Annotated in this window: 26 protein-coding genes and 1 pseudogene; 14 read left to right on the forward strand and 13 right to left on the reverse strand. The window is 67.5% G+C overall.

What is annotated here, in order from left to right; genetic code table 11:
- Positions 1-183: 183 nt before the first annotated feature.
- The gene (locus tag ABLE94_RS16835; protein ID WP_348809330.1) at positions 184-813 is read right to left on the reverse strand and encodes a superoxide dismutase; all 630 of its coding nucleotides are present in this window, start codon (positions 811-813) and stop codon (positions 184-186) included.
- A gap of 241 nt (positions 814-1,054) precedes the next feature.
- Positions 1,055-1,204 carry a hypothetical protein gene (locus ABLE94_RS16840; RefSeq protein WP_348807156.1) on the reverse strand — a complete coding sequence of 50 codons (150 nt, stop codon included), beginning with the start codon at positions 1,202-1,204 and terminating at the stop codon, positions 1,055-1,057.
- A gap of 166 nt (positions 1,205-1,370) precedes the next feature.
- Between ABLE94_RS16840 and msrA the strand changes: the two genes are divergently transcribed.
- Positions 1,371-2,072 carry a peptide-methionine (S)-S-oxide reductase MsrA gene (msrA, locus tag ABLE94_RS16845; RefSeq protein WP_348809331.1) on the forward strand — a complete coding sequence of 234 codons (702 nt, stop codon included), beginning with the start codon at positions 1,371-1,373 and terminating at the stop codon, positions 2,070-2,072.
- Positions 2,073-2,077: 5 nt separating this feature from the next.
- A complete protein-coding gene (locus ABLE94_RS16850; protein ID WP_348809332.1) occupies positions 2,078-3,151 on the forward strand; it encodes a winged helix DNA-binding domain-containing protein in 1,074 nt (357 codons plus the stop codon).
- A gap of 17 nt (positions 3,152-3,168) precedes the next feature.
- Here ABLE94_RS16850 and ABLE94_RS16855 read toward each other — a convergent pair whose 3' ends face one another.
- On the reverse strand, positions 3,169-3,930 hold the full coding sequence (locus ABLE94_RS16855) for a VOC family protein (protein ID WP_348809333.1): 762 nt from the start codon (positions 3,928-3,930) through the stop codon (positions 3,169-3,171).
- Positions 3,931-3,983: 53 nt separating this feature from the next.
- On the opposite strand from ABLE94_RS16855, the gene ABLE94_RS16860 reads away from it, so the two are divergent.
- The 5 genes from ABLE94_RS16860 to ABLE94_RS16880 all read left to right on the forward strand — a co-directional run bounded on the left by ABLE94_RS16860 (position 3,984) and on the right by ABLE94_RS16880 (position 8,405).
- Positions 3,984-4,832 (forward strand): S49 family peptidase, encoded by an 849-nt coding sequence (locus tag ABLE94_RS16860; RefSeq protein ID WP_348809334.1) that lies wholly within the window; start codon positions 3,984-3,986, stop codon positions 4,830-4,832.
- Between the two features lie 413 nt (positions 4,833-5,245).
- The gene (locus tag ABLE94_RS16865) at positions 5,246-5,590 is read left to right on the forward strand and encodes a rhodanese-like domain-containing protein (protein ID WP_348809335.1); all 345 of its coding nucleotides are present in this window, start codon (positions 5,246-5,248) and stop codon (positions 5,588-5,590) included.
- A 2-nt stretch (positions 5,591-5,592) separates the two neighbouring features.
- A complete protein-coding gene (locus tag ABLE94_RS16870) occupies positions 5,593-6,585 on the forward strand; it encodes a DUF4328 domain-containing protein (RefSeq protein ID WP_348809336.1) in 993 nt (330 codons plus the stop codon).
- Positions 6,582-7,370: a glycerophosphodiester phosphodiesterase gene (locus ABLE94_RS16875; RefSeq protein ID WP_348807149.1), complete on the forward strand. Its 789-nt coding sequence runs from the start codon at positions 6,582-6,584 to the stop codon at positions 7,368-7,370. Before ABLE94_RS16870 ends, ABLE94_RS16875 begins: the two co-directional genes overlap by 4 nt.
- A gap of 45 nt (positions 7,371-7,415) precedes the next feature.
- Complete coding sequence (locus tag ABLE94_RS16880) at positions 7,416-8,405, forward strand: DUF5926 family protein (RefSeq protein ID WP_348807148.1); 990 nt, start codon at positions 7,416-7,418, stop codon at positions 8,403-8,405.
- Here the strand turns inward: ABLE94_RS16880 and ABLE94_RS16885 are convergent.
- The 5 genes from ABLE94_RS16885 to ABLE94_RS16905 form a co-directional block, all read right to left on the reverse strand.
- Positions 8,392-8,727: a hypothetical protein gene (locus tag ABLE94_RS16885; protein WP_348807147.1), complete on the reverse strand. Its 336-nt coding sequence runs from the start codon at positions 8,725-8,727 to the stop codon at positions 8,392-8,394. The genes ABLE94_RS16880 and ABLE94_RS16885 overlap by 14 nt on opposite strands.
- 97 nt (positions 8,728-8,824) lie before the next feature.
- Positions 8,825-9,367, reverse strand: a complete 543-nt coding sequence (locus ABLE94_RS16890; RefSeq protein WP_348809337.1) for a ferritin — start codon at positions 9,365-9,367, stop codon at positions 8,825-8,827.
- A 143-nt stretch (positions 9,368-9,510) separates the two neighbouring features.
- Positions 9,511-10,800 carry an LCP family protein gene (locus ABLE94_RS16895; protein ID WP_425476226.1) on the reverse strand — a complete coding sequence of 430 codons (1,290 nt, stop codon included), beginning with the start codon at positions 10,798-10,800 and terminating at the stop codon, positions 9,511-9,513.
- 316 nt (positions 10,801-11,116) lie between these two features.
- Complete coding sequence (locus ABLE94_RS16900; RefSeq protein ID WP_348809339.1) at positions 11,117-11,923, reverse strand: CPBP family intramembrane glutamic endopeptidase; 807 nt, start codon at positions 11,921-11,923, stop codon at positions 11,117-11,119.
- A gap of 147 nt (positions 11,924-12,070) precedes the next feature.
- Positions 12,071-12,862 carry a DUF2470 domain-containing protein gene (locus ABLE94_RS16905; RefSeq protein WP_348809340.1) on the reverse strand — a complete coding sequence of 264 codons (792 nt, stop codon included), beginning with the start codon at positions 12,860-12,862 and terminating at the stop codon, positions 12,071-12,073.
- Between the two features lie 133 nt (positions 12,863-12,995).
- Between ABLE94_RS16905 and pheA the strand changes: the two genes are divergently transcribed.
- Together pheA and ABLE94_RS16915 are read left to right on the forward strand one after the other, a co-directional pair.
- Positions 12,996-13,997: a prephenate dehydratase gene (gene pheA / locus ABLE94_RS16910; protein ID WP_348807142.1), complete on the forward strand. Its 1,002-nt coding sequence runs from the start codon at positions 12,996-12,998 to the stop codon at positions 13,995-13,997.
- Positions 13,997-14,665, forward strand: coding sequence for a histidine phosphatase family protein (locus ABLE94_RS16915; protein WP_348807141.1), 669 nt, complete (start codon positions 13,997-13,999; stop codon positions 14,663-14,665). The genes pheA and ABLE94_RS16915 overlap by 1 nt, the downstream gene beginning before the upstream one ends.
- A 48-nt stretch (positions 14,666-14,713) precedes the next feature.
- On the opposite strand, the gene ABLE94_RS16920 is transcribed toward ABLE94_RS16915, so the two are convergent.
- The 3 genes from ABLE94_RS16920 to ABLE94_RS16930 form a co-directional block, all read right to left on the reverse strand.
- Positions 14,714-14,932 (reverse strand): hypothetical protein, encoded by a 219-nt coding sequence (locus ABLE94_RS16920; protein WP_348807140.1) that lies wholly within the window; start codon positions 14,930-14,932, stop codon positions 14,714-14,716.
- Positions 14,933-14,997: 65 nt separating this feature from the next.
- Positions 14,998-15,348, reverse strand: coding sequence for a metallopeptidase family protein (locus ABLE94_RS16925; protein WP_348807139.1), 351 nt, complete (start codon positions 15,346-15,348; stop codon positions 14,998-15,000).
- A gap of 12 nt (positions 15,349-15,360) precedes the next feature.
- A complete protein-coding gene (locus tag ABLE94_RS16930) occupies positions 15,361-16,752 on the reverse strand; it encodes a septum formation family protein (RefSeq protein WP_348809341.1) in 1,392 nt (463 codons plus the stop codon).
- A 79-nt stretch (positions 16,753-16,831) separates the two neighbouring features.
- On the opposite strand from ABLE94_RS16930, the gene ABLE94_RS16935 reads away from it, so the two are divergent.
- From ABLE94_RS16935 to ABLE94_RS16950, 4 genes are read left to right on the forward strand one after another with little or no spacing between them, the layout of a single operon-like run.
- Positions 16,832-17,257 (forward strand): ankyrin repeat domain-containing protein, encoded by a 426-nt coding sequence (locus ABLE94_RS16935; RefSeq protein ID WP_348809342.1) that lies wholly within the window; start codon positions 16,832-16,834, stop codon positions 17,255-17,257.
- A gap of 24 nt (positions 17,258-17,281) precedes the next feature.
- Entirely contained in the window at positions 17,282-18,544 is a 1,263-nt protein-coding gene (gene serS / locus ABLE94_RS16940) for a serine--tRNA ligase (RefSeq protein ID WP_348809343.1), read from the forward strand.
- Between the two features lie 12 nt (positions 18,545-18,556).
- On the forward strand, positions 18,557-19,471 hold the full coding sequence (locus ABLE94_RS16945) for a DMT family transporter (RefSeq protein ID WP_348807135.1): 915 nt from the start codon (positions 18,557-18,559) through the stop codon (positions 19,469-19,471).
- 5 nt (positions 19,472-19,476) lie between these two features.
- Entirely contained in the window at positions 19,477-20,355 is an 879-nt protein-coding gene (locus ABLE94_RS16950) for a DMT family transporter (protein ID WP_348809344.1), read from the forward strand.
- A gap of 33 nt (positions 20,356-20,388) precedes the next feature.
- Here ABLE94_RS16950 and ABLE94_RS16955 read toward each other — a convergent pair whose 3' ends face one another.
- Both ABLE94_RS16955 and ABLE94_RS16960 read right to left on the reverse strand, forming a co-directional pair.
- The gene (locus ABLE94_RS16955; protein WP_348809345.1) at positions 20,389-21,636 is read right to left on the reverse strand and encodes an arginine deiminase; all 1,248 of its coding nucleotides are present in this window, start codon (positions 21,634-21,636) and stop codon (positions 20,389-20,391) included.
- 63 nt (positions 21,637-21,699) lie between these two features.
- Positions 21,700-23,234 (reverse strand): annotated as a pseudogene (locus ABLE94_RS16960) (basic amino acid/polyamine antiporter).
- Between the two features lie 278 nt (positions 23,235-23,512).
- Here ABLE94_RS16960 and ABLE94_RS16965 point away from each other — a divergent pair.
- Complete coding sequence (locus ABLE94_RS16965) at positions 23,513-23,857, forward strand: ATP-binding protein (protein ID WP_348809346.1); 345 nt, start codon at positions 23,513-23,515, stop codon at positions 23,855-23,857.
- The last annotated feature ends 160 nt before the right edge of the window (positions 23,858-24,017 follow it).

Here is a 24,017-nt window from a genome sequence, read left to right on the forward strand (position 1 = left end):
ATCGGCCGTTCGGGGGATTCACTTGCTGATCGTGTCGATCGTTCGGACGAAAACCGATGTGTGTCACCAGGATTGGTGACACCGGACGGAGGGTCGATGTCCTCGGTTCTGACGACAACCTCATCAACGACAACGGCGGCCGAACCCGTTTCGGGTTCGGCCGCCGTCGAGGTCTGAGATCGATCAGGCGGGAACGATGAGTCCCTTGCCCTGGCTGGTCGCGCGGGCGAAACGCTCGGCGGCGTCGGCCCAGTTGACCACGTTCCACCAGGCCTTGACGTAGTCCGGCTTCACGTTCTGGTAGTCGAGGTAGAAGGCGTGCTCCCACATGTCGAGCATGACGACCGGGATGATCGCGGCGGGGATGTTGCCGCTCTGGTCGGTCAGCTGCAGGGTGACGAGGTTGCCGCCGATGGTGTCGTAGCCCAGGATCGCCCAGCCCGAACCCTGCAGGGTGGTGGCCGCGGCGGTGAAGTGGGCCTGGAACTTGTCGAAGCCGCCGAACTGATCGTCGATGGCCGCGGCCAGGTCACCCTCGGGCTTGTCGCCACCGTCCGGCGACAGGTTGTTCCAGAAGATCGAGTGATTGGTGTGTCCACCGAGGTGGAACGACAGGGTCGCCGACAGCCCGTAGACCTTGCCCGCGATGGTCCCGTCCTCGCGTGCCTCGGCCAGCTTGGCCAGGGTGTCGTTGGCGCCCTTCACGTAGGTGGCGTGGTGCTTGTCGTGGTGGAGCTCCATGATCCTGCCGGAGATGTGCGGCTCCAGTGCCGCGTAGTCATAAGGGAGATCCGGCAAGGTGTATTCGGCCACGGTATTCCTCTCTGTGCATATACCCTTTGGGCACATACCGTCTGGGGGTATTGCTTCTCAACTATCGACACGCGCGGAATCGTCTGGGTGGACGACACATCGCGGACCCTTCCACCCTTACGCAGTGGTTGACCGAATGCAACAAAATCGACCCAATAAACTTCAACCCTGGTTGAGGTCTGTGGGTCGTGTCAGGTGCCCGATGAGCGCCGAATTACGTTGCCCGAGAGTCGATGTGGGCTCACATGAGGGCCAGGATGCCCAACAGGATGAGGAGTCCGAGAATGCTGGCGCCGATCCCCATGCACGAGGACCGGACGTCGTAGGTGGCGCGGGGCGCGCTCGGGCCGCGGGTGATCGATCGCAGATTGCGTGTCGCATCTGTGGCCATCGCGGTCCTCCACTGACTTCTGTGAGAGACCCGGGTGGAGCAGGTCTCGGGCTCGACGGGAATAAAGCACCGTGGTGATTGGTGTCACATCCCGTGTGGGTCATCTTAAGCACAGTGGGTCGGCCGACTCAAATGAAGCCGGGAACTCCTTGCGTAGGATCGACGCATGTCATGGCTTGACGAGCTCTTCGCGTCCCGGTCCGGAAAGCAGCAGCTCATTGATGCCGACGCGGCATTGCCGGGCCGGAGCACCCCGGTGCCGCTCGCGCCGGAGAACATCGTCCTGCATCACCCGATGCGGGGTTCGGATTTCGAGAACGGCACCGGCATCGGCACCTTCGACGACGGGTTGCACGCGGTCGTGCTGGCCGGCGGCTGTTTCTGGGGTGTCGAGGAGATCTTCTGGCAGGTGCCGGGCGTGTGGACGACGGCGGTGGGATACGCCGGCGGCTACACCCCGAATCCCACCTACGAGGAGACCTGCACCGCCCGGACCGGGCACACCGAATCCGCACTGATCGTCTTCGACGAATCACGGGTCGACCTGCGCACTATCCTGCGCACCTTCTGGGAGACCCACGATCCGACGCAGGAGATGCGTCAGGGCAACGACATCGGAACCCAGTACCGCTCGGCGATCTTCACCACCTCGGCCGCCGACGCCGACCTCGCCCGCGAATCGGCGGCCACCTTCCAGACCGCGCTGGATGCGGCGGGACTGGGCCCGATCACCACCGAGATCGCCCCGCTCGATCAGGCCGGCGACGGACACTTCTACTACGCCGAGGACTACCACCAGCAGTACCTCGCGAAGAACCCGCACGGGTATCGCTGCCACGCGGCCACCGGAATCACCTTCCCGGGCTGACACGCGTGCCCGCACCCATCTCGGTCGGTCAGTGGAATCGCACCCTGCTGCACCGTCAACATCTCCTCGCGCGCGCCGACGAGGACGCCATCGAGGTGCTCGACCGCATCGTCGGCATGCAGTCGCAGGATCCGCGAGCGGCCTTCTTCGGGCTGTTCTCCCGCATCGACGGCTTCGAACCCGGCGAACTCGACGATCTGCTCACCGATCGTGAAGTGGTACGGATGGCCCTGCTGCGCAGCACCATCTTCCTCGTCGACGGCGCCGACGCCCGCTGGATCCGGCCGGTCGCGCAGGAGGCCCTCGACGCGGAGATCCGCACGATCCATCGCGGTCGGCTGTCCGAGGCCGATCCGTCGGAGGTGATCACCGCCGCGGTCGACATCCTGGCCGGGCGGTCTGTCGGTGGTGCCGAACTCGGTGCGACGCTGTCGCAGCGGTTCCCCGAAGAGCAACCCGCCACCCTGGTCGCCGTCGCCCGGTGCGGCCTTCCGCTGGTGCAGATCCCGCCGCGCGGGATGTGGCGGGGTCGGGGTGCGGTGACCTACCGGTTGCTCGACGAGTGGATCGGTCCCGGCGAACCCGCCCTCGTCGGCGACGAGGCGCGCCGGGAACTGATCCGGCTCTATCTGCGCGGATTCGGTCCGGCGTCGGTGCCGGCCATCCAGACGTGGTCGGGACTGCGTGGACTGCGGCCCCTCGTCGAAGAGATGGAGCGCGACTGGGAACTGCAGTGTCACACCGGCCCGGACGGTCAGACGCTGTACGACCTCGATGGTCTCGATCTGATCCCCGCGGACACCCCGGCACCGGTCCGACTCATCGCGCCGTTCGATCACATCCTGGTCGCGCAGGCCGACCGCGCGCGGATCGCCGACGAGAAACTGTTCGCCCGCACCGTCACCCCGAACGGCCGCTCACCCGGTTTCGTGCTCTGCGACGGCCGGCTCGCAGGAACCTGGTCGCTCACCGACGACGGACCGCACGTCGACCTCTTCTTCGAGCCCGCTCGCAGCGTGGCGGGCGAACTCGACGACGAGGTGGACCGGCTACGTGCCTGGCTCGCTGCGGGAGACTGAGCCCGCCGATCACCATCTCAGTCGCCGGTGCGGGGATTGCGGTCGGTGATGCAGTAGCGGCGTCCGGCCGGATCCATCATCACCGCCCACGAATCGAAACGCTCGACCATCGTTGCGCCCCAATCCTCGTGGCGGGCGATCTCGTCGTCGACCGAGGTGGTCGCCAGGTCCAGATGCGCGGTCGCACGCAACCCGGCCGCCGCCGGCGCCGACCCGTCGAAGAGTAAGCGCTGCAACAGGATTCCCAGGGCCAGGCGTGGATCTCGTTGGAGGCGGACGAATTCGGAGCGACGTGCGGACAGGGTGGGCCGTCCGGTCAGCTCCGACCAGAAGGACACCTCGCGGTCGAACAGGATGGCCGGGACGTCGATGCACACCTGGTCGATGATGCTGATGGTGTCCTCGGGCCAGCGGATCGGACGGGATCGGCGCGCGGTCGCGGCCGCGGGGACCAGGCAGAACCGCAGACCCGCCGGCGATTCCATGACCAGGAACGACGCGTTGTCGGCCGCCAGGACGGCGCCGAGTGCGACGGCCTCGTCGGCGGCGGCCCGCACATCGTCGGTGTGGATGTCGACGTGCACGCCGCCGACGCCGGACTCGATCCGCTGGACCCGCAGGTGCGCATCGCCGTTGAAGGGTTGCAGCGTCGCGAACTCCCGATGCTCGCCACGTGGCGGCGACACCGTCGAGCCGGCGATGGCCCGCCAGAACGTGACCTCACTGCCGAACTGCCGCGCGGGAAAGTCGAGGAACGCGGTGAGCCACCGGATCTGCACGTGAGCAGTGTAGGTGGTGGGTGTGCGGATCAGGCGTCGCTAGACTCGGCGAGATGACTGCTGCAGCGATCAAGCGGATCGCCAAGAAGCTCGGCCGCGCGCGTGCGGAGAAGGTCGCGGTGGTGCGACTCGACGGCGTGATCGGTCACGTCGGGCCCGGGCGGGCCGGCCTGACGACGAGGTCGGTGGAATCGGTGCTCAAGCGGGCGTTCGAGACCGAGCATCTGCGTGCGGTGGTCATCGTCGTCAACTCGCCGGGCGGGTCGCCCACACAGTCGGAGTACATCGCCGAACGCATCCGTCAGCTCGCCTCCGAGAAGGGTGTCCGGGTCCTCGCGTTCTGTGAGGACGTCGTGGCCTCCGGCGGTTACTGGATCGCCTGCGCCGCCGACGAGATCTACGCGGCACACACGTCGCTGGTCGGGTCGATCGGCGTGGTGTCCTCGGGATTCGGCTTCACCGATGTGATCGCGCGACTCGGCGTCGAACGGCGTCTGTACTCCGCGGGGGAGAACAAGGTGCGGCTCGATTCGTTCTCGCCGGTCAACGCCGACGATGTGGCGTGGCTCGAGGGACTGCAGGGTCAACTCCACGAGACGTTCATCCGGTGGGTACGTCAACGTCGCGGCAAGCGCCTCGAGGGCGACGACGCCGCCCTGTTTTCCGGTGACGTGTGGATCGGCGAGAAGGCCGCCGCACTCGGCCTCGTCGACGGTGTCGGCGTGATGCGGTCGGTGGTGGCCGAGCACTATCCGGATGCGGAGATCGTGACCGTCGACGCGCCGAAACCGCTGCTGACGCGGATCCTCGGGGATCAGGTGCACGCGTCGGTCCTCGCCGAGGATCTCATCGGTGGTGCGGTGCGTGCGCTCGATGGGGCCAGTGGTGTGCGTTTTCGCTGATTGATTGATCCACTTGCGACGTGTTGTCCCCACGTTATCCACAGGGCCTGTGGATTTCGACGATTTGTCAAGCCGGTCGGTGGTCGTGTACTGACGTGAACACTGTGCGGAATGTTCGCACCGATCGAGTGATGCCGATCACAATTGTTAGGCATGCGGAGTGCGATTCTCCACAGATTCCACAGTCTCATCCACAACTTGACCCTTGGTCCGTGATACAGGTCACAGCGCGGTATCGCCGCATGTGGATAGCGTTATGCAGTCCTACATAGTCGGTCGACGGGTGGTTCGGGCGGGTCAAACCGGCTGTCCCCCGATCGACGGTCACACGAAGCATCCAAGGGGGTCGGGCCGCGGCGTTGGGCAGGCGGGCCTCGGCGCGCAGCCGCCTATGCGAACATGGATCGGTGAGCATGGGAGAGATACCGCAGGTTCCCGTGACGGAACTCCCGGACGATTTCACCGCCGACGCCGACCGCGTCCTCCTCGACGTCCGTGAGGACGACGAGTGGACGGCCGGGCACGTCCACGGTGCCGTCCACATCCCGCTCGGCGACGTACCGGGCCGGCTCGACGAGATCGATCCCGACGCCGATCTCTATGTCATCTGCCATTCGAGCGGCCGGTCCATGCGGGTCCTGCAATACCTCGAACGCGTCGGATACGAGGGAACCTGTGTGCAGGGCGGCATGCTCGCCTGGGTGCAGAACGGCAAGCCGGTGCAGACCTCCGGTCCGACCGGAGCGGGACCTGCCTGATCATGCTGGATCTGTGTCCCCGCTGCCGCATTCAGGCGCCGCATCGCCCGGGTCGTGACCGCTGCCCCCGGTGCGGTGGCCCGCTGACCGTCGTCGCCGACGATGTCGAGGCGAGTGCCGTCGTCGCCCGGTATCAACAGTCCGGACCGCCACCGCCGCCACCACCGCCCGTCCGGTCGGCGCCGCACATGTACGGCACCCGGGCAGTGCGGTGGATCGCGCGACGGCCCGCCGACACCCTGCCGCCGCCACGCGCGCCGCACCAGGCGGTGTCGCATCAGATCCCGCGCTACGCCTACATCCCGCAGTGGGGTCTGCTCGATTCGCCGGTGTCACCCGACGACGGGCCGTCGGCGGCGACACGTCTGACCAAAGTGCTGACCAGCGCCCTGCAATTGGTCGGTCTGGCCTTGGTGGTCTCGGCGGTGATCCACCTGTTCCGCTATGTGCTGCTGGCGATCAACCGGACGACCACCCTTCCGGAATGGCTGATCACCTTCAGCACCATCCTCGTGCTCGTCGCCGGGGTGGCGGCCCTCGGGTGCTATGTCTACGCCACCGTCGTCTTCGTTCGGTGGCTGCTCGCCAAGCGCGCAGAGGCGTATGCGTCGGCGGGGTATCTCGATCCGCGGCCGCGATGGATGAGCATCCCGCTCGCCGCGATCCCGTTGGTCAACGTGGTCGGCGCACCGATGCTCATCTACGAGGCGGCCGCGATGGACGGACGCCGCGATGCCCGCGATTCGTCGCGCCTGCGCACGATGTGGGTGGCGTGGGCCCTGGTCAACGGTGTGGCCGTGCTGGCCGCGATCACCTGGTGGGTGGCCGCCGAATCCGGGTCCATCCAGACCGGGGCCAACGCCGTGCTGATGGTGGCCCTCAGCGCGGCGGTGTCGGCGGGGTTCGCCCTGTGGGTGGGCCGACGCCTGATCGCGATCTTCGATCACACCGACGTCGACGTGGCCCCGCAGCGGCGATGGGTGGTGGCCGCATGATCGGCGACCAGGTCTCCCGGTCGGGCAAGCCCGCAGTCGTCGCCCATCGCGGTGCGTCGGCCGATCACGCCGAACACACCCTCGCGGCCTACGAACTGGCCCTCGCGCAGGGCGCCGACGGTCTGGAGTGCGACGTCCGCCTCACCGCCGACCACGAGTTGGTCTGCATCCACGACCGCACCGTGGACCGCACGTCGGACGGATCGGGTGTGGTCAGTGAGATGACCCTGCCGCAACTGCGTGAACTCGATTTCGGCAGCTGGCACAACGCCGGCAAGCCGGCGCAGGTGCTCACGCTGACCGAGTTGCTCACCCTCACCCTCGACTGGCGTCGGCCGGTCCGGCTGTTCATCGAGACCAAACATCCGGTGCGGTTCGGCAGTCTCGTCGAGCAGCAACTGCTGTCCACGCTGCACGATTTCGGGGTCGCGACGCCACCGTCGGCCGACCACAGTCGGGCCGTGGTGATCTCGTTCTCGTCGTCGGGGGTGTGGCGAATCCGTCGGCACGCGCCGATGCTGCCGACGATCCTGCTCGGTGAGACGGCACGGGTGCTGGGCGGCAGCGCCGCCACGGCGGTCGGGGCGACGGGTATCGGACCCTCGGTGGAGACCTTGCGGTTGCATCCGGATCTGGTGGACAAAGCCGCCGCGGCCGGTCGGGTGACCTACTGCTGGACGGTCGACGAGTTGGCCGACGTGCAGCTGTGTGCCGACCTCGGGGTGCGGTGGATCGCGACGAATCATCCGCAGAAGGTGCGTGACTGGTTGGTGACCGTCGACTGACGGCCGGGCCCCATGTTCGGCCGGGCCGCATGAGAAGGTGGACCGATGGGCAAGAAGAGCAAGCGGGGAAGCGGGCCGCGCCCGGGGAGCAACCGAGCCGAGCGGGTCGCGGCGCGTAAGGCACGGCAGGCGGCCGCGCTGGTCGCCCCGCCCCGGCCGTTCGCCGGGCTCGCCGCCGAATGTGATCTGGTGGCACTGCACACGTTCGTGTCGTCGGCGACCGCGGTCCTCGACCTCGTCGAGCCGGGGCCGCCGCCGGTGGAGTTGACGTCGGTGATGCCGGATGAGACCGCGGTGTTGCCCCCGGTGCCGGCGGGAACCCGCAACGAGGTGATCCTGGCGACCATCCTGCCCGGAGCCGTCGCGGCGATCACCCGGGAATCACGGGGCCGGACCGAGGGTCTGGTGGCGCTGCAGTCCGATCCCGAACCCGACGAACTCGATGCCGCGCTCGCCGGCGCCATCGACTGGGCCGCGCACAGCGACCCCGGCGGCGAATTACGGGGTGCGTCAACGGAATCCGACCTGCGTCTCACCGACGTCCTGAACCCCGACGCCGATCTGTCGATCACCGTGCACGGCGATTTCTCGTGGTGGTTCCCACCGGGTACCGAAGTGCCGCAAGAGATCTCGGTGATGCTCGAGCGAGCGAACGACACCATCATGCCGACGGCGCGGTTGGCCGTGACGAGCGGCAAGGGTGCGCCGTGGTGGGTCGACGCCGGGGAACGCGCACACCTGCGGTGGGTGCGTCCCGAACCCGAGGACGAGGTGATGACGGCGCTGGCACGTCTGCATGCCGCGGGTCGGCTGACGCTGGGTGAGGGATCCCGGTTCGCCGGGTCGTTCCGCACGCTGGGGTTGCTGGTGCCCGTCTTCGATCTGGACAACGAACGTCACCACGAGGAGTGGTACGACGGACTCGATCAGTTCGACACCTGGCTGTCGGAGGCGCTGACCGAGACCGGTGACCTCACCACCGCCGAACGCAGTTCCCGCGACGGGCTGCGCGGGCGGCAGGTCACGATACGTTGATGCGCCCGTCGGCCCGGGAACGGCGGGTACGCGACGCGGCCGCACCGAATCCGACGAGCAGGCTGGCCATGAGTGCCGCGGCGAGCACCGCCGACGGCCACCACCGGCCCACCCCGTCGACCAATGCCGCGGCAGTGTGCGTCTTCGACGTGCTCGCACCCAGGTAGAACGCGACGGCGAGGAAGGTCAGCAGGCTGCCGTAGACCGCGGCGAGCACCGCGAACCACCGCGGCACCGTCGTCGATCGGGTCGTACGCCTGGTGTGACCCGAGCGGGCAGGGCGGCCGGAGGAGGCGGGGCTGTTACCGCTTCGTGATGCCATGGGACCACCCTGCCGCATAGGGCTGAAGAATGGCTGAACATCACCGGAGATTCACCCAGATCGTGGGATCAACCCCGGGTTGTTCGACCGGACCCTCTCAGAGGTTGCCGCCCGCGGCCACCGGTGCCGTGGCGTCCCCGGTGCTGCCGCCGGCGAACTCGCGTTCGACGAAGTTCTCCAGATCGAACAGGTTGCCGTTGGCGTGCTCGGCGATGGTCTGCAGGGTCGTCATCGTGGCGACCTCCTCGACCTGCTCCTTGAGGAACCACTGCATGAACTGCTCGCCGAGGTAGTCGCCGCTGTCGCGGGCCGACTTGGCGAGGTCGACGATCTGCTGGGTGACCCGTCGTTCCTGGTCGAGCGCCAACTCGATCGGCGCCTTGTAATCGTCGAATTCGGTTCGCGGGGCCTCGATTCCGGGGATGGCCACCTGGATGTCACGGTCGAGGAAGTACTGCACGATCATCATCGCGTGATTGCGTTCCTCGACGGACTGCTGATAGAAGTGCTTGGCCAACTGCGGCATGTCGTGGTTGTCGTAGTAGACGGCGACGGCGATGTACTGCTGTGACGCGGCGAATTCGTGGCCGACCTGGTCGTGGAGCAACTGGTGGAACTTGGTCGATTCGGTAGTGGTCATGTGTCCGATTCTACCGGCCGAAGCATCCGGTTTCGGCTCAGTTGACCCTTACTGAGGGCAGTCTGACCTTGGTTGATGCGCTCGGCGGCATCGGGATTCGGCACCGGGATTCGACGGGTCTCCCCGGTGCACGGGATCGGGCCTCACTGCTGCGGGATCTGCCTGCCCATCCGGATCGCGTCGAAGAACTCCGTGGTGGAGTCGTCGACCGCGAGGGAACTGCCGTCGTCGGTGTCGACGGCACCACCGTTGGGGGTGGTCACCGTCTGTGGCGAGCTGCGTAACCACCACGCGAGCATGGCGAGATTCCAGATGTGGGTGCCGTTGTCGACGGTGAGGGTGTCGACGACGCCGTTGACGAAGGGGAACAGGCGAAACGGGTTGGCGATGACCGACGGGCTGGTCGCCTTGGACATCAAGGCGGCCAGGAACTTTCGTTGATTCTGAACTCGCTCGAGGTCGGCGTTGGGGAAGTTGCGGGTCCGGACGAACCCGAGAGCCTGTGCGCCGCCCAGTGTTTGGCATCCGGCCTGCAGGTTCAGGCCGGCCTTGGGATCGCGCAGGGCGGTGTCGATACAGATGTCGACGCCGCCGACGGCGTCGACGAGTTGGTCGAATCCCCCGAAACCGATCTCCGCGTAGTGGTCGATGCGCACCCCGGAGAGTTGCTCGACGGTCTGCACCAGTAGCTGCGGACCGCCGAAGTTGAAGGCCGCGTTGATCTTGTGCTGCCCCTGCCCGGGAACTGGGACGTAGAGATCACGCGGGATGCTGATGATCGATGCGTCCCCGGACGGCGGCTTGTAGACCATCATGATGGTGTCGGTCCGTGCGCCGTCGCTGTCGCCGGTGGCCAGTTCGCGCCGTTGCTCCTCGGTGAGATCGGCGCGGGAGTCGGTGCCGACGATCAGCCACGTGGTACCGGGGGTGTCGGCGGGACGGCCCGCATACGGCGCGAGGGCGTCGACCCGGTGCAGCTTCGAGTCGTAGTAGCACATCAACGCGATCGGCGTGACCAGTGCGACCAGCAACACCACGAGGAAGATCGTGCCGACGCGGCGACGGGTGAATCGCCGGACCGGCCGGCCTGGGGACCGGCGAAACAGCGATGCGCGGCGGCGGGGCGGTTCGGACCCCGTCGGACGGGGTGCGGCCGGTGGACGCGGCGGTTGGTCTGCGCCGCGCTGTTCTGGGCCGCGGGGCCGCTGCTCGGGTGGCCGGCGGTCCGGGGGAACGGGCCGGCGTTCACGGTCGGGAACCGGTTCGGGTTTCTGCGTCGGTGCGTACGCCGATTGCGAATACGCCCGGGGCGCCGGCGCCGCGTCACGCGGGTCGGCCACCCGCACGGTCGGCGGCTCGGCGAACGCCGGTGCCGCGTCCCGGGATCGCGCGCGTTGCGGTATCGGGAACTGACCCGACTGATCGGCCGGCAGGCGTGGCGGACGGTGGCCATGCGGACCCGGTGCGGGGAACCGGTCGCGGCCGGGTTGCTGCGGTGGGGCCTGACGTGCCGGGTTCTGCGGTGGCGGGTTGTGGCGTCCGGGCGGGTTCTGCTGTGCCCGGTTCTGCGGTGGCGGGCCCTGCCACTCGGGTGAGAAGCCGGGTGGGGGCTGGGGTGCCGGATTCCGTCGGCGCGGGGGCGGCGGTGCGGAACCGCGGCGCCCCACGGGAGGCGGATCTGGCTGGTTCATCCCACCGAATGTACCGACGGGCCCGCCACTTCCGTGTCATTCACCCGGTGTGGCCTCCTCAGCCCACCCACCCCAGATGGTCGTGCGCCAGTGCATATCCGACAAACGCGACCACATCGATCACCGCGTGTGCGATGACCAACGGCCAGACGCGGGAGGTGAGCTGGTAGTACCGCCCGAAGATCACCCCCATCGCGATGTTGCCGATACCCGCTCCGATGCCCTGGTAGAGGTGATATCCGCCGCGCAGCACCGCGCTCGCGGCCATCGAGGTGTTCTCGCCCACCCCGAGCTGGCGCAGCCGGGTGATGAAGTAGGCGACGACGACGATCTCCTCGGCGGCCGCGTTGCCGATCGCGAGCAGGATGTAGAGGGGCCATCGCCACCAGGCGCCGTCGGTTTCGCTGGGCACCAGGTGGGCGTTCATGCCGAGGGCTCGTGCCGCGGCGACCAACGCCAGTCCGGGCAGCCCGATCACCGCGGCCAGGACCAGCCCCGGGGGAATGTCGGGGGTGCGGATGCGGCCGAGACCCACCCGGCGCGCGACGATCCCACCGCGCCAGAGCAGGTAGGCGCCCAGCGCGGCGATGGCGTAGAGACGTGCGGCGCTCATCAGCTGGCGGAGGAAGTCGATCGCCCCGACCGACGAACGGCTCGGATTCAGCGCGACGGTCGCATTGCCGACACCCACCGAGACCTGCAGTTCGATCAGCGACAAGATGGCCGACAGCGCGGAGAAACCGAAGGTCAACACGCCGACGATGGCGAGTTCGATGATCAACGCCCGCCGCTGCACGCGATCGGTGACGACCGGGACGACGGTCTGTGGCCGCGGGCGGACCCAGGTCCGCGGGGTGGCGCGCATGTCGGTCAGGGTAGTGGGACGAATGTGTGCCGTGGATCACCCCGGAGGGGTATCGCGGTGATCCACCGGCACCACATCCGGAGTTCGCCTCATCGATCTCGGTGGCCAGCCCAACCATCGAGACCGGGGTGGAACTCCGTCGGGTGGTCAGTCGGGCAGGCTGTTCATGAACGGACAGCCCGCCAGGGAACGCAACGCCCGGGACAACTCGCTCACGTCGTTCACCGGGCGGGGAAAGGGAAGTCGGACGTCGGCGTCACCGTCGGAGCCCTCGACGCGGAAGCGGATGCCGAAGCGGTCCAGCCCGAGCGGGCGGACCCGACCGTTGCGCAGGTCGCGGGGGAGCTTGCGGGCGAGTTGCCCGACGACGTCGGCGTGATCGGAATCCAGGTGCGCGATCCAGTCGCCCTCGTACTCCCAGAACGGGTCCGGGTCGGCGACGGCGAGTTCGGACGCCTGCACGCAGGCCGCGCCGGAACTGCTCGCGACCACGGCGTTGTCGACCTGCAGTCGGATCATCGACCGGCCGTGGCCGATGTCGAGGAGTCCGCCGTCGGGATGATCGGCGGCGATCTCGAGGGCCAGGTCGCGTTCCAGGTCACGCGGGACGGCGTGGGCGGTTCCGTTGAGCCAGACCAACGACCGCACGCGTTCGCGCAGGTCGATCGGGGAGCAGTCGGTGATCTCGACCATCGCCGGGACCCCCTCGGGCCAGCCCGACGCGAGTTCGATGACCTCGGAATCGGTCGCCACCAGCAGAAACGCCTGGGATTCGAAGAGGTGGACCAGGCCCACCGTCGTCGGGCCGCCGGGGTGTGCCGCATCGGATGCGGGGGTGCGACCGGCGACCTCGACGGCCAGCATCGCCGAGTCGGCGCGTCGGCAGGCCGTCGCGATCACCTCGGCATCCGACGGTCGGTCGGTGATGGCTCGTGTCATGGTCGGGTCCTCACTCGGTCTGCTGTGCGGCTACGAAGGTAACCCTAACCTAATTCGAGGTGGCGTCAACGGCAAGGGTCGAAATACCTCTGAGCGAAATTCGTCCGGTCCGATGAACGGCTAGGCTCTGGTCGTGACACAGTTCGCCTACTTCGGGCCGTCGGGGACGTTCACCGAGATGGCCCTCGATCGGTTCCTCGCCGACGCGGACCTGATGTCGGCACTGCTCGGCGAGGGTGCGTCGGTGTCCGGCGAGGCGGGAGCGACGGGACCGGGGGCGATCGAGAAGGTCGTCGCGCCGAGCCCGGTGGCGACCATCGACGCCGTCCGCTCCGGACGGGCGGAGTTCGCCTGCGTGCCCATCGAGAGTTCCCTCGAGGGTTCGGTGCCGGCGACGATGGATGCCCTCGTCCCCGTCGCGAGCGCGGTGATACCGCGGGTGCAGGTGTTCGCCGAGGTCCAGCTGGAGATCGCCTTCACCATCGCCGCCCGGCCGGGCGTCGCCGCAGACGACGTGCGCACCATCGCCGCCTATCCGGTCGCCTCGGCGCAGGTACGCACCAGCGTCGCCCGGTTGTTCCCGGAGGCCGGGTTCGTCACCGCCACCTCGAATGCGGCCGCCGCGCTCGACGCCGCGGCCGGCGTGACCGACGCGGCGGTCACCACGAGTCTGGCCGCCGCCTCGTCGGGGTTGGTCGTGCTGGCCGACGGCGTCTGTGACGCCACCGATGCGCTCACCCGGTTTCTGCTGATCGGCCGGCCCGCGGCCCCGCTGCCGGTGTCCGGCGCCGACCGCACGTCGGTGATCCTCGAACTGTCCAACGAGCCCGGCAGCCTGATGGCTGCGATGAACGAATTCGCTTCGCGCGGAATCGATCTCACCCGCATCCAATCACGTCCCCGGCGCGATCTGGACAACGGCACGACGATGCCGGGGCAGTATCGCTTCTTCCTCGACGCCGTCGGACACATCGATGACGCGGCCGTCGCGGAGGCGTTGCAGGCGCTCTACCGTCGGGCCGAACGGATCACCTACCTCGGGTCCTGGGCGATGACCCGACCCGGTGGCGCACCACCACCCGATCACCGCGCCGGGGCGCAGTGGCTCGAGCGCATCCGCAAGGGGCAGGACTGATGGCCCGGTTGCATCTGGTCCGCCACGGTGAGACCACATCCAACGTGATGCGCCGCCTCGACACCGCGCTGCCCGGTGCCGCGCTGACGGATTTCGGTGTGCGCCAAGGCGTTCGGTATGCGCTGGAAAGTGGTAGGCAAACACCGGCGGTGCTGGTGAGCTCGGTCGCGCGACGCGCCCAGCAGACCGCCGAGTTGATCGGCTCGGTGTGGGAGGTGACGCCCGAGGTCGTCGAGGGAATCCACGAGGTGCAGGCCGGCGAACTCGAGGATCGCAGTGATGAGGAGGCGCACGGGGTGTTCCGATCGGTCCTCGACGCCTGGTACGGAGGTGCACCGGACACCCGCATCCCCGGCGGCGAGTCCCTCGAGATGGTCTATGCGCGTTACCTTCCGGCGATCGACGTTCTCGCGCAACGTCATCTGAGCGGACCGGACGCCACCGACGTGGTGGTGGTCAGTCATGGTGCCGCCATCCGGCTGGTCGCCGCCCGGCTGGCGGGTATCGACGGAAAGTTTGCCGCCGCAACACATCTGCCCAACACCGGCTCGGTGGAGCTGGAGTACCGGGACGGGCTGTGGATCTGCCATCGGTGGGGTGCCACACGCGCGCCGTTCGGGGATGTCGTCGACGAGCCCCTGGTGGTCGACGACAATCCGATGGGGTAGAAGTGCGGTCCGGCTCCGAGCAGGCTGCGTCCCGTCGCTCAGGCGCGGCTAGGCGGAGGTGCCTCGGACCGGGGGGAGTCCGAATGTGTGCTGGAGTTGCGCGATGTGGCGACGAACCTCATAGAGGTCGGCGGTGAGTTGATGCCGCTGAGGTGAGCGCGGTGGCAGGTCGTCGAGTTCGGCCACCAGCGAGTCGGCCATCGCCTCGAACTCGTCGACGAAGATCGTCGCCTGTACCCGGGCGGCATGATCGGGTACAGGCGGCATGTCTGCGAATGTAACCCATTGTCCGGCGACCCGTGAGGTGGATCGAGGGCGGCAGTGACTCGATCTCACCCCCAGCCGTGGGCGTGCAGCCACTCGTCGTCGATCCCGAAGTGATGGCCGATCTCGTGCACCACAGTGACCGCGACCTCATGCACCACCTGCTCACGGGTGTGGCACATCGCGAGAATCGGTTCCCGGTAGATGGTGATCGTGTCGGGCAGGAATCCGCCGTAGTCATGGGTCCGTCGCGTCAGTGCCACACCGGAATACAGCCCCAGGATGTGATCGGACTCGGCGTTGCGGGGTTCGATGAGGATGACGACGTTGCTCATCGCATCCGTCAATTCGCTCGGGATGGAGTCGAGCGCATCCCCGACGAGGATCTCGAACTCCTCGTCGCGCATCCGTACGGGCATCGTGCGCCTTTCTCAGCCGGCCGGGGCGGGAGTCTCGAGCGGATTGGGGGTGACGCCCTGCGGCAATGGAACCGGCGTCGGCAGTGCCCGTCCGGGGGGTGCCTGCGACGGCGCCACCGGCAGCTTGCCGTTGATCAGGACGGTGCCGCGGGCGTCGCCGACCAGCGTGGCGAACCCGCCGCCGTCGGGTAGACCCAGATAGCACACCACCTTTCGGCTCCCCGACAGCCAACGTGGCTCACCGATGACCGACCACTGGACGTTCAGCGTGGTGGCGTCGAGTTTGGCCTTGCCGCCGACGAAGCGTTCGGCCTGGGCGGGGCAGATGGTGGCGAGGTAGGCGTTCTGGTCCTTCACCGCCGGCCAGGGACGTCCGGAGCTCTTGTCGCCGAACCGTTGGGCGAGGTCGACGATGCCGGTGGTCTGGAAGGCGTGCGGTTCCGAGCAACTCACCGTCGTCGGAGGTACCGCGACCTGGCGGGTTTCGGGATTGATACCGATGCAGGTGCCGGCCGCCCACTGGAACGACTGATCCTGGTCGGCGACCTTCCCGGCGAACAGCTGCGGCGTGCCGTCGGCGCCGGTCACCTGCAGGCCGCAGCGCAACTCGCGGGCACCCTTGACCCACTGATCCTGCGGCGGGTACATGAGGCCGACGGAGAAACGGCCCTGCGGATCGAGCCGTCCGTCGAGGTAGCGGTTGACGATCACCGGGCACTGCTCGTCGCGGATCTGCCCGAAGCGCTCGGGCCCGGGCCAGGGTGCCGACTCACCGAACTCCGAGCCGGGCAGGATCGCCGTGTTCAGTGCGCCGGCCACCTCGAAGCGATGCTCCTCGGCGCACGGCACGTTCACCGGCTCACCGGGCTTGTTCGCCGGCCACGTCAGGCAATCCCCGGGTCCCGACTGGGTGAAGGCGTTCTCCGCGAGGCGTTCGCTCTCGCCGATGTCGGTGTCGCCGACGCTGCCGCGATCGTCGAAGGCGCCCATCGCCACCGCGATGCCCCCGGCGACCAGTGCGCCCACCAGCACCGCGGCCAAACCGATCAGCACGATGTTGCGTTGCAGCCAACTCGATGATGCGGTGGGCTCGGGAACGGACTCGTCCTCGGACGGCTCGAACCGGACCGTGTCCTGGTCGGCGTCGACCGGCTCGACCTCCGACCAAGCCTGCCGGGTGCGGTCGGAGTCGGCGTCGACCTGACGGAACTGTGTGGTCGGCTGGTCGTCGGCGGGGTCGGTGTCGGGTTGCTTCACCAGGCTCGTCGTCGCGCTGTGGTGATCGCTCGTCGGACTCTGTTGATCGTCGTCCGCATCGTCGTACGGCGGTGCGGCGTCTTGAACGTCATCGTCCGGTGCGTCGTCGTCCCGAACGTCGTCGTCACGGTGGGCTTCGTCACTCATCGCCATCCATCATGCCTGGTGCGGCCCGCACGGCGAGCGTCGCCACGGCCCCGGAGGCCGTCCGCCCTAGACTCGACCCGTGTCTGCGCACGCCGATGAGCCCGAAGGCCACGCCCCCGAACCGGACATCGACCCGGCCGTGATCGAGTTGGCGACCCGGCTCTTCGACCTCGCCCGGGCCGGTGCGACCGCCGAACTCGCCGCCTACCTCGACGCCGGTGCACCCCCGGACCTGCGCAATCGGTCCGGGGACTCGCTGCTCATGCTGGCCGCCTATCACGGGCACGCCGACACGGTGATGGCGCTCGCCGAGCGTGGCGCCGACGTCGACCTGGCCAACGATCGTGGTCAGACACCGCTCGCCGGGGCGGTGTTCAAGGGAGTCGACGACGTGGTCGCGGCACTCATCGGGGCGGGCGCCGATCCGCGAGCGGGGGCGCCCACCGCGCACGACACGGCGACGATGTTCGGCCGCGACGACTACCTGCGACTCTGGGACTCCTGATCAGCTCGCGTAAGGTTTTTTCTCGTGATCGACCTCAAGATTCTGCGTGAGAACCCCGACCGTGTTCGCGAGTCCCAGCGGGTCCGTGGCGAAGACCCCGGACTGGTCGACCAGCTGCTCTCCGCGGATGCGACGCGTCGGGCAGCGATCGTCGAGGCCGATGCGCTGCGTTCGGAGCAGAAGACCCTCGGCAAGCAGGTCGGCAAGGCGTCCGGCGACGAGAAGACGGCGTTGCTCGCCAAGGGCAAGGAACTCGCCGACCAGGTCAAGGCCGCGGTGGCGCGTCAGACCGAGGCCGACGAGGCGTCGAAGGCCGCGCACATCGCGATCTCCAACGTCGTCGAGGGGGCACCGCCCGGCGGCGAGGACGATTACGTCGTGCTTGAGCACGTCGGTGAGCCCCGCCCGATCGAGAACCCGAAGGATCACCTCGAACTCGGCGAATCCCTCGGCCTGATTGACATGGAACGTGGCGCCAAGGTGTCCGGGTCGCGGTTTTACTTCCTGACCGGCTTCGGCGCGATGCTGCAGCTGGGGCTGCTGACGATGGCCGCACAGAAGGCCGCCGCCAACGGTTTCACCCTGATGATCCCGCCGGTGCTGGTGCGTCCGGAGGTGATGGGCGGCACGGGATTCCTCGGTGCGCATGCCGACGAGGTCTATCACCTCGACAAGGACGACGATCTCTACCTGGTCGGTACCTCCGAGGTGCCGCTGGCCGGCTACCACATGAACGAGATCATCGATCTCGCCGATGGGCCCAAGCGCTACGCCGGATGGTCGAGCTGCTTCCGCCGCGAGGCCGGCTCCTACGGCAAGGACACCCGCGGCATCCTGCGCGTGCACCAGTTCGACAAGGTCGAGGGTTTCATCTACTGCAAACCCGAGGAGGCGCAGGCCGAACACCAGAAGCTGCTCGGCTGGGAGAAGGAGATGCTCGCGGCGATCGACGTGCCGTATCGCGTCATCGACGTCGCCGGCGGTGACCTCGGATCGTCGGCGGCCCGCAAATTCGACTGCGAGGCCTGGGTGCCCACCCAGGACACCTATCGCGAGCTCACCTCGACGTCGAACTGCACGACCTTCCAGGCTCGTCGACTGTCCATCCGCTATCGCGACGAGACCGGCAAGCCTCAGGTCGCGGCCACACTGAACGGCACGCTGGCCACCACACGCTGGCTGGTCGCGATCCTGGAGAACCATCAGCAGCCCGACGGTTCGGTGGTACTGCCGCCGGAACTCGCGCGTTTCGTCGGCACCGAGGTGCTCACCCCCTCAATGTCGTGATGTGAGTTCGCGATGACCCTCGGAATCATCGTCGCGGTGATCGGCGCATTCGCCTTCGCCGCGGCGGCCGTACTCCAGGCGCTCGGCGCCGATCAGGTGGCCCAACGCGCGGCGATCCGTGAGGAACGCCGTGAGTCGAACAAGGCGCATCCGTCGTTGCGGTCGACGGCGGCGACGATGCTGACGGTCCCGTTCCTGATTGGGTTCATCTTCGACATCGTCGGTTTCATCGCGACCCTCGCCTCGGCGCGACTCATCCCGCTGTTCCTGTCGCAGACCATTATTTCCGCGCGCCTCGTCGCGACCGCGCTGCTCGCGATGGTGGTGCTGAAGGTCGGCCTGAGCACGCGCGACTGGATCGCCGGTGCGGTGGTGGTGTTCTCGTTGATCCTGCTGGCGGTGTCGGCGGGCCGGGAAGGCGCCGACGACATGTGGTGGATGCACTGGGCGGTGCTGGTGGCAGGTCTCGGACTGTTCGGTCTCGGACTGGTGGTGATGCGCACGATGCGTCGCCACATTGCCGCGGCGACCGGTCTGATCGCCGGTGCGGTGTTCGGAGTGATGGCGGTGGCGTCGCGAATCCTGGACGGTGTCAGCCCCTTTGAGCCGGGTGTGTTGTTCACTGACCCGGCGCTGTATGCGCTGCTGCTCAGCGGCATGGGTGGCTTCTACCTGTTCACCGTCGCCCTGCAGACGGGGTCGGTCAACGGCGCGGCGGCCGCCCTGGTGGTGGGGCAGACCGTTCTGCCCGGTGCGGTCGGACTGATCTTCCTCGGCGATCTGGTCCGCGACGGCTGGGGCCCGGCGGCGATCGTGGCCTTCGTCGCCTCCGTCCTGGGCGGTGTGGTGCTGGCGTCGTCGAGTGCGGTGACCGCGGTCGAGAAGGCCGACCTGACCAACCGTCCCGCTGGGTACGGACACGGCTGACACTCATGGTGATCGGCATCGTCGCGGCGATCGTGGCCGCATGCGCCTACGGCACGGCGTCGGTGCTGCAGGCCAAGGGCGCCACGAGTGTCCCCGACGACACGAATGGCCGCGCTGGGAATGGGGGCGGGGCGCCGAGCCTGCGGTCCACCATCGCGGCGATGCTCACCGCCACGTTCATCGCCGGACTGGTCCTCGACGGACTGGGCTTCCTCGGCAATCTGTTCGCCGCGCGCACCGCACCGCTGTTCCTCGTACAGCCCATCATCGCGGCCAATCTCGCGGTCACCGCGGTGCTCGCGTCGATCGTCCTGCACATCGATCTGCGGATGCGGGACCGGTGGGCGATCGTGGCGGTCGTGGTCGCGTTGGTGGTGCTCGGGGTGTCGGCCGGTGAGGAGGGACACGACAACACCGAATCCGGCCACTGGATGGTCCTGGGGATCGGACTGGGACTCCTCGTGGCCGGCCTCATCGGGATGCGGTTGCTCACCGGTCGCGTCGCGGTGATGGCGGGCCTGCTCGGCGGCACCCTGTTCGGTGTGATGGCGGTGGCCGTACGCCTTGTCGACGGACTCGATCCGTTCGACCTGCCGACGCTGCTGACCGACCCGGCCGCCTACGCCGTGGTGGCGTGCGGTCTCGGCGGCTTCTACCTGTTCACCATCGCGTTGCAGACCGGATCGGTGAGCGCGGCCGCCGCGTCGATCGTGGTCGGCGAGACCGTGATCCCCAGTGCCGTCGGCATTCTCTGGCTCGGCGACACCGTGCGATCGGGATGGGGGCCGATTGCCGTGACCGCCTTCGTCGTCGCGGTCGCCGGCGCCATGGTGGTGGCGACGTCGTCGGCGGTCACCGAGGTCGAGCAGGCCGAGAACGCCTGACGCTCACAGGTGTGAATCGACGCGGCGGGGAGATCAGGCGGGCAACGGATCCCGGATGATCGGGCAGGTCATGCAGTGCCCGCCGCCGCGTCCGCGGCCCAGTTCGGCACCGACGATGGTGATCACCTCGACGCCCTGCTTGCGCAGCAGGGCGTTGGTGTAGGTGTTGCGGTCATAGGCGAAGACGACGCCGGGCTCCACGGCCACCAGGTTGTTGCCGCTGTCCCACTGCTGGCGTTCCGAGGCGTAGGCGGTGCCGCCGGCCTCCACCACCCGCAGACCGTCGAGCCCGAGGGCCTTCTGTACCACCTTGAGGAAGTGGTCGGTCTCGGTGATGACCTCGACGCCGGGTTCGGCGTCGCTGGGCACCAGGGTGAACGGGCGGACCGCGTCGATGATGGTGGGGTATACCGATACCAGGTCGCGGTCGGCGAAGGTGAACACCGTGTCGAGGTGCATGGCCGACCGCAGTTTCGGCATCCCCGCCACCACCACCTTCTCGGCGGCGCCCGCGGCGAACAGGTCGCGGGCCACCTGGGTGACCGCCTGGCGGGAGGTGCGTTCACTCATGCCGATCAGCACCACGCCGTTGCCCGGCACCAGCACGTCTCCGCCTTCGATGGTTGCTGCGCCCCAGGACTTTTCCGGATCGCCCCACCACACCGTCGAGCCGACGAAGTCGGGGTGGAACTGATAGATGGCCTTCATCAACAGTGTTTCAGCATGGCGCGCAGGCCAATACAACGGATTCAGGGTGAGGCCGCCGTAGATCCAGCAGGTGGTGTCGCGGGTGTAGAGGGTGTTGGGCAGCGGCGGCATCAGGTACTCGCCGCGTCCGGTGGCCTCGTCGACCAGGTCGATGTAGCGGGGGCGCAGTTCGGTGGGCAGGTCCACCGTGGACAATCCGCCGATCAGGAACTTCGCGAGGTCACGTGTGCTGATGTCGTCGAGGAATTCGCGGGTGGCGCCGACGAGCCCAATGCCGGTCTCGTTGGCGACGATCTTGCGGTCGAGCAGCCACGTGCGTGCCTCGGGAATGTCCATCGTCTCGGTGAGGACGTTGTGCAGCTCGACGACGTCGACGCCGCGGTCACGCATCTTGGTGACGAAGTCGAAGTGATCGCGTTTGGCGTTCTGCACCCAGAGCACGTCGTCGAAGAGGAGTTCGTCGGAGTTGGTGGGGGTCAGTCGTTCGTGCGCGAGTCCTGGGGAGCACACCAGAACCTTGTGCAGTTTCCCGACCTCGGAATGAACCCCGTACTTCGCTGATGGTGCAGTCATTGCGTCCGTCCTGTCTCGATGATGTGTGCCTGTGCGATGAGGTGGTGGCCGTTCGGCCGGAGGTCAATCCGGTTGTCCGGCTTCGGGATATTCGACGTAGTTGGAGTGTCGCTCCTGTTCGGGATGGTCGTAGATGTCCTCGGCTCCGGTGGCGAGGTAGATGACACCGCCGATCGCACCCACCAGGAATACGCCGAAGATCGCGGCCTCGAATCGCCGGAAGACGGGCAGCTTCTGCTCGCGCCGGGCGATGACGTAGAGGATTGTGCCGAGGGCGAACAGGATGCAGGACAACAAGAGTTTGTCGATTCCGGCTGCCCACAGCAGGAAAACGGTGTAGATCACCGCGACGACGGCGATCGTCATGTCGGTGCCTCTGCCGCGGCTGCCTTCGGAACCCGGTTCGCCGCCGTAGGTTTCGCGGGTGAGCGTGAGTTTGAGCATGTAGGCGGCGGCGAGCAGATACGGAAGCAGTGCCAACGCCGAGGTCAGATCCAGCATGAAGTCCAGGGCGTCGTCGACGAACAGGATGATGATCAGCAGGATCTGCACCAGGCCGGTCGCGAAGATCAGTGCCGGGACCGGGGCGTCGGCCTTGTTGGTGCGCGAGAGGAACTTCGGCATGTCCGCGGTGCGGGCGGGGATAGAGAGGATCTCGGCTGCCATCAGTGTCCAGGCGAGGTAGGCGCCGAGTACCGAGAGGATCACGCCGATGCGGATGAACACCGAACCCCACTCGCCGACAAGCGATTCCAGTACCGATGCCATCGACGGCTGGTCGACCTCGGCGAGTTGGCCCTGCGGCATCGCGCCGTAGGAGACCAGGGTGACCAGGGCGAAGACGCCGAGAACGCCAAGGAAGCCGAAAACCGTTGCCCTGCCCACATCCTCACGTTTCTTGGCGAACCGCGAGTACATGCTGGCGCCCTCGATGCCGAGGAAGACGAACACCGTGATGAGCATGGTGCCCTTGACCTGCTCCCACAGCGAGCCGGAGTCGATCCCGTTTCCGCCCCAGAAGTTGTCGGAGAAGTATCCGGCGTCGAACATGACAAGTGCGAGCACGATGAAGACGATGATCGGCACGACCTTGGCGATGGTGGCGATGCGATTGATGATGGCCGCCTGCTGGACGCCGCGACTGATCAGGAAGCAGAACAACCAGAGTCCGACGGAGGAGAGTACGACGGCCAGCAGCGTCGACCCGTCTCCCAGTGCCGGGAACAGGCGCTGGTGGTCGCCATGATCAGCACCCAGTAGGACGTGTTGCCCGCACAGGCCGAGGCCCAGAAACCGAAGGCGGAGCTGAATCCGACGTAGTCACCGAAGCCGTCCTTGGCGTAGGCGAAGATTCCGGCGTCCAGCGCCGGCTTGCGCACGGCAAGTCGCTGGAAGACGAAGGCCAACATCAGCATTCCGGTGCCGGCGATCGCCCAGGCGATGATGGCGCCGAGGACACCGGTCTCGGTGCCGAAACGCCTCGGCAACAGGAATACTCCCGATCCGACCATGGAGCCGACGACCATGGCGGTCAGGGTGGCGAGATTGACCTTGCCGGTGGTGGTTGCCGGGTCGGTGTCCGACGTCGGAGATGCCATGAATGATCCTCCTGCGCTGCGATGCCGTAATGGGGATCGAATATCGGCGAACCGATGATGCACAAGGCTCATTCTGCACGTCGCGCGAGGGCGCCGATGTCGAGTTGTTGTCCACATTTCGGGGGTCAAGGATGCGAAGGCGAACCGATAACCCCAGGTCACGGGCGTGACCGCGATTCCTATCGGCCAGCGTACACCCATCGTTCATCACGCCTTCGTTTTCGGCATTTCTACCGACCACCGACATCGAGGCGCTCGACGAACTCGAATCACTACGTGTGTCCGACATCGTCGTGCCGGCCGGTGCCCGGGTGTTCGACCGGGACGTCACCGTCGACGATGCGGATGATCCGGAGCGGGCGCTCGGTGCCCAGCCCCGATGGCGTCGGGAGGGGATCGTCGGTCTGATCGGCGAGGCGATCACCAACTCGGCCAAACACTCCGGGACGGATCGGGTCGCGGTCCACTTCGATCGCCGATTCCGACGGAGCACGTTGTGCGACAACGGAACCGGAATGTTCGACGCCGATACCCTGCGAGATCGCTTGGCGCCGAGAGCACTCGACGCCATGGCCGATGTGGAGGTCGAGTCCGCGCGCAGCAGGGGACGACGGTCACCCTGACGGTTCCGGCGCTGCAGTCCGTCGACGAACGTAGCGTGCTGACCACCGCGGCGGCCGAGATGGCGGCCCGGCTGGTACCGCTGATGCTCATCGAGTTCCTGACGGTGGCTTCGATCGCCACCGCCCTCGGACCGGAATGGTCGCCGGCGGCGTAGGTTTG

It is taken from the genome of Gordonia sp. VNK1, from assembly GCF_040049135.1.
GTDB classification, from domain to species: domain Bacteria; phylum Actinomycetota; class Actinomycetes; order Mycobacteriales; family Mycobacteriaceae; genus Gordonia; species Gordonia oleivorans.

Bases quoted from the DNA above. Each gene is read 5' to 3' on its own strand.
- ABLE94_RS16840 (WP_348807156.1), bottom strand. From the start codon at position 1,204: ATGGCCACAGATGCGACACGCAATCTGCGATCGATCACCCGCGGCCCG.
- msrA (WP_348809331.1), top strand. From the start codon at position 1,371: ATGTCATGGCTTGACGAGCTCTTCGCGTCCCGGTCCGGAAAGCAGCAG.
- ABLE94_RS16860 (WP_348809334.1), top strand. From the start codon at position 3,984: ATGACTGCTGCAGCGATCAAGCGGATCGCCAAGAAGCTCGGCCGCGCG.
- ABLE94_RS16865 (WP_348809335.1), top strand. From the start codon at position 5,246: ATGGGAGAGATACCGCAGGTTCCCGTGACGGAACTCCCGGACGATTTC.
- ABLE94_RS16870 (WP_348809336.1), top strand. From the start codon at position 5,593: ATGCTGGATCTGTGTCCCCGCTGCCGCATTCAGGCGCCGCATCGCCCG.
- ABLE94_RS16875 (WP_348807149.1), top strand. From the start codon at position 6,582: ATGATCGGCGACCAGGTCTCCCGGTCGGGCAAGCCCGCAGTCGTCGCC.
- ABLE94_RS16880 (WP_348807148.1), top strand. From the start codon at position 7,416: ATGGGCAAGAAGAGCAAGCGGGGAAGCGGGCCGCGCCCGGGGAGCAAC.
- ABLE94_RS16885 (WP_348807147.1), bottom strand. From the start codon at position 8,727: ATGGCATCACGAAGCGGTAACAGCCCCGCCTCCTCCGGCCGCCCTGCC.
- ABLE94_RS16890 (WP_348809337.1), bottom strand. From the start codon at position 9,367: ATGACCACTACCGAATCGACCAAGTTCCACCAGTTGCTCCACGACCAG.
- ABLE94_RS16900 (WP_348809339.1), bottom strand. From the start codon at position 11,923: ATGCGCGCCACCCCGCGGACCTGGGTCCGCCCGCGGCCACAGACCGTC.
- ABLE94_RS16905 (WP_348809340.1), bottom strand. From the start codon at position 12,862: ATGACACGAGCCATCACCGACCGACCGTCGGATGCCGAGGTGATCGCG.
- ABLE94_RS16915 (WP_348807141.1), top strand. From the start codon at position 13,997: ATGGCCCGGTTGCATCTGGTCCGCCACGGTGAGACCACATCCAACGTG.
- ABLE94_RS16920 (WP_348807140.1), bottom strand. From the start codon at position 14,932: ATGCCGCCTGTACCCGATCATGCCGCCCGGGTACAGGCGACGATCTTC.
- ABLE94_RS16925 (WP_348807139.1), bottom strand. From the start codon at position 15,348: ATGCCCGTACGGATGCGCGACGAGGAGTTCGAGATCCTCGTCGGGGAT.
- ABLE94_RS16930 (WP_348809341.1), bottom strand. From the start codon at position 16,752: ATGAGTGACGAAGCCCACCGTGACGACGACGTTCGGGACGACGACGCA.
- ABLE94_RS16945 (WP_348807135.1), top strand. From the start codon at position 18,557: ATGACCCTCGGAATCATCGTCGCGGTGATCGGCGCATTCGCCTTCGCC.
- ABLE94_RS16950 (WP_348809344.1), top strand. From the start codon at position 19,477: ATGGTGATCGGCATCGTCGCGGCGATCGTGGCCGCATGCGCCTACGGC.
- ABLE94_RS16955 (WP_348809345.1), bottom strand. From the start codon at position 21,636: ATGACTGCACCATCAGCGAAGTACGGGGTTCATTCCGAGGTCGGGAAA.